The organism is Luteimonas padinae (genome assembly GCF_014652935.1).
GTDB classification, from domain to species: Bacteria; Pseudomonadota; Gammaproteobacteria; order Xanthomonadales; family Xanthomonadaceae; genus Luteimonas; species Luteimonas padinae.
Map to the genome: position 1 here is coordinate 1 of NZ_BMZT01000024.1, position 2,950 is coordinate 2,950.

Here is a 2,950-nt window from a genome sequence, read left to right on the forward strand (position 1 = left end):
AATGATCAATCCTAAGCCGAACGTGAGCAGGCTTACGATCGAAGCTTGAGTTAGCGTGATGGTTGGCAAGTGATCTAACACCTGAATCGTTAGGCGGCAACTGCCACACCATGTGCACCGTGTCGCCCACAGCCGACTCCGCCTTGAATCCAAGGCGAGCATACAACGCTGCAGCCGGATTCTCCTGGTACACGCGCAGCCGCAACCGGGGGAAGCCACGTTCAACCGAAATGGCTTGAGCTTGACGGACGGCCCACGAACCAATGCCATGGCCTTGATGCTCTGGAACAACCTGAAGATCCCTCAGCCCCAGCGCGCCCTGCTCCGGCACGAGCCGCAACAGACCCACGACCGTAGACTCCGACAGGATCATTAGATTCTCAAATTCCGCCCAGCTGGCAAGGAAACGAGAAGGATCCCAAGTAATGCCTCGTGCAACGAGGTACCCGCTCATGTTGCGCCGGTTGAGCCACTCACAGAACGCCCGTTCGTGATCCTCTGCAGGTCGGACCGAAAGCATCATTGCCGCCTAACACCTGAAGTGACAAAGCCGACGCCCTTTGCGGCCAAGGATGCACACACGATGAGAACAACAACGAGCATCAACTCAATATGGATGATCTTCTGGATATTGGCGATAGTTCTTTGTTCCATGATCTTGTCGCCCCGTCTCGCGCCGATGAACTGAATTGTTGGATAGATGGACAGCAGGGCAATGGCTGCGAAAAGCGTGAGCTTGATCAAAAATGGCAAAGAGTGCGAGTAATAGGCCCAACCTTTCTCAAGATAGATCGCACGGTAGAGTCCTACTGCGATGAGAAGTCCGGCGCTGGCACCATATGTGGCATCTATCTTAGCCAGTGCAGTATAAGAAATGCGCTCAGCGGGGGCTTTGAGGAGTGCGAGTTCCGCCGACAGACATGCCACAAGTGCAAACGCCAGCAGGAAGTGTAGGGCAGCAAATGTTGGAAACATAGAAATCCTGGGTGTCACCTAACACCTGAGTTAAGCCGCGTTGCGTAGTGGACGACACGGCGTGGTAGCGTGAGCGTACCACGCCGGGACGGCCGCGAAGCAACGTCGGCTTGAACGAATTGTTAGGCGGCGGCCAGTTGCGGAGCCGCTGCCTTGAAGCTTGCGAAGCGCTCGACAAGCGCAGCGCAACTCTGCCGATCACGCCTTGCGATGCGAAGCCGACAGCGACCGCCTCGTGCCCGTGGGAAGCCCGCGAATACGTCCATTCGCGTCCCTTGAACGGAGAGCACGGTGTAAAGCCCGCCCAAGTATGACCGCATGGAGATGGATGCGACGTCAGCCAGCGGCACCTCATGAACCAGGTGCTTAATCTTCAAGAGTGCGGTGAGCGAGTCGACGACCTGTATCTCAAGCCTGAACGCGTGCTCCTGCAAGTTGACCAGCCCGTGACCCTTAAGTAGGCCCTGCCAGATATCGGCGATGAAGAAGGGGACGGTACTCACGGCGCGGCCCAAAGATTTTCCCGGAAGAGTGTCTCAGTCGCCGCGGTGCCGCTCAAGCCGCCTAACACCTGAGTTAAGCCGCGTTGCGAAGTGGACGACACGGCGTGGTAGCGTGAGCGTACCACGCCGGGGCGGCCACGAAGCAACGTCGGCTTGAACGAACTGTTAGGCTTGCGGGCCGCCGATGGCAAACAGTACCAGCCAAGATAGATGCTTGCCACGAGTAATGAAGAGTGGAAGAAGGCCGGAAAAGATGAAAGTGATACCGATGATCTGTAACGTACCGGAGGTGGCGAGGTCACCACGCCCGGCGTGCAACAGAAGTGCACCAAAGCCGAACCACGCAACGGTAGTGATGTGCCAAGCGAAACGCAATGTGCGGGTAGTGAACTCGGGGCTACCAAATAGCTTGGGCAGGTTGTCCCGCCGGAAGAGGCGAACAAGAATGTACCGCTCCCCCAGAACAGAATGCGCAATACCGAGAGCGACTGCTAGGAATGCTGCGAGATAGAGGAATTCTTTCATGGCCGCCTAACACCTGAGTTAAGCCGCGTTGCGTAGTGGACGACATGGCGTGGTAGCGCGAGCGTACCACGCCGGGGCGGCCGCGAAGCAACGTCGGCTTGAACGAACTGTTAGGCTTGCGGGCCACTCGCCTGGGCAGCTCAGGAATGGCGCTTTTGCTCCGGTGCGCAACCCGCAAATCTTGACCGGCAGCGCCCGAAACCTGCTTTTTCAGTTTGCGATGAGCTAGACCTTGCCGCCGCTATTCGCTTGCGCGCCTAAGGCCGACTTGCCTTCCTGCCGAGCGACATGTCAGGCGTTGCGTACTGGCGCGCAAGCGGGTGGAGCGACGAACTGCGAGCTGCAACTCATGTTATTGACGTTCTTGGCCGGCAGCGACCTTTTGAAGCCAAACGCTCTTGGTACTTGCGGTGATGTTTCACCGCTAAGCCTAACACCAGAATTAAGCCGTGCCGCGAAGCGGCATCGGCTTGAATGATTTGTTAGGGCGCACCTGACGGGTAGCCGACAGCGTAAGGAGGGCCACAACGGCGCGCCACCTCCGGATAGTTCCTCTGTACATGCTCGTCCGAAGCGTCCCCTCCACCGAATTTAGCAAGAACGTTGAATCTTGCGGTCTCTCCTGTGTAGATATTCTGGATGGACAGCCCCGACTTATCGCGCACCAACTCTATACCGTGATACCACAGGACGGTTGTGTCCAACTGCCCATCGAGTGAGCGAACCTTTACACACCCATCCGCGACTACGAGAGTGCCTTCGAAAGCTGCCGTCAGCCAAACTTCTTCAAGCCCAGGAGGCGGGGAAGCTAGCTGAGGAAAGAATGGTCGCGGATACTCCGGTTGGCTATGAGCGCACCCGAAGAGGAGCAAAGCGACAAAGCAGAAAGGTGCGAGATTCTTCATGTGCGCCCTAACACCTGAATCACTTGATCTTGGTGTATGTGA

Annotated in this window: 4 protein-coding genes; all 4 read right to left on the reverse strand. The window is 57.1% G+C overall.

The features are described 5' to 3' along the window. Positions 1-454, reverse strand: a 454-nt coding sequence (locus IE168_RS14370) for a GNAT family N-acetyltransferase (protein WP_189499492.1), incomplete at its 3' end; no start/stop codon positions are given. A 65-nt stretch (positions 455-519) separates the two neighbouring features. After that, entirely contained in the window at positions 520-975 is a 456-nt protein-coding gene (locus tag IE168_RS14375) for a DUF2214 family protein (RefSeq protein WP_189499494.1), read from the reverse strand. 122 nt (positions 976-1,097) lie between these two features. Continuing rightward, on the reverse strand, positions 1,098-1,478 hold the full coding sequence (locus tag IE168_RS14380) for a hypothetical protein (protein ID WP_189499496.1): 381 nt from the start codon (positions 1,476-1,478) through the stop codon (positions 1,098-1,100). A gap of 165 nt (positions 1,479-1,643) precedes the next feature. After that, complete coding sequence (locus IE168_RS14385) at positions 1,644-2,003, reverse strand: hypothetical protein (RefSeq protein WP_189499498.1); 360 nt, start codon at positions 2,001-2,003, stop codon at positions 1,644-1,646. Positions 2,004-2,950 lie beyond the last annotated feature (947 nt).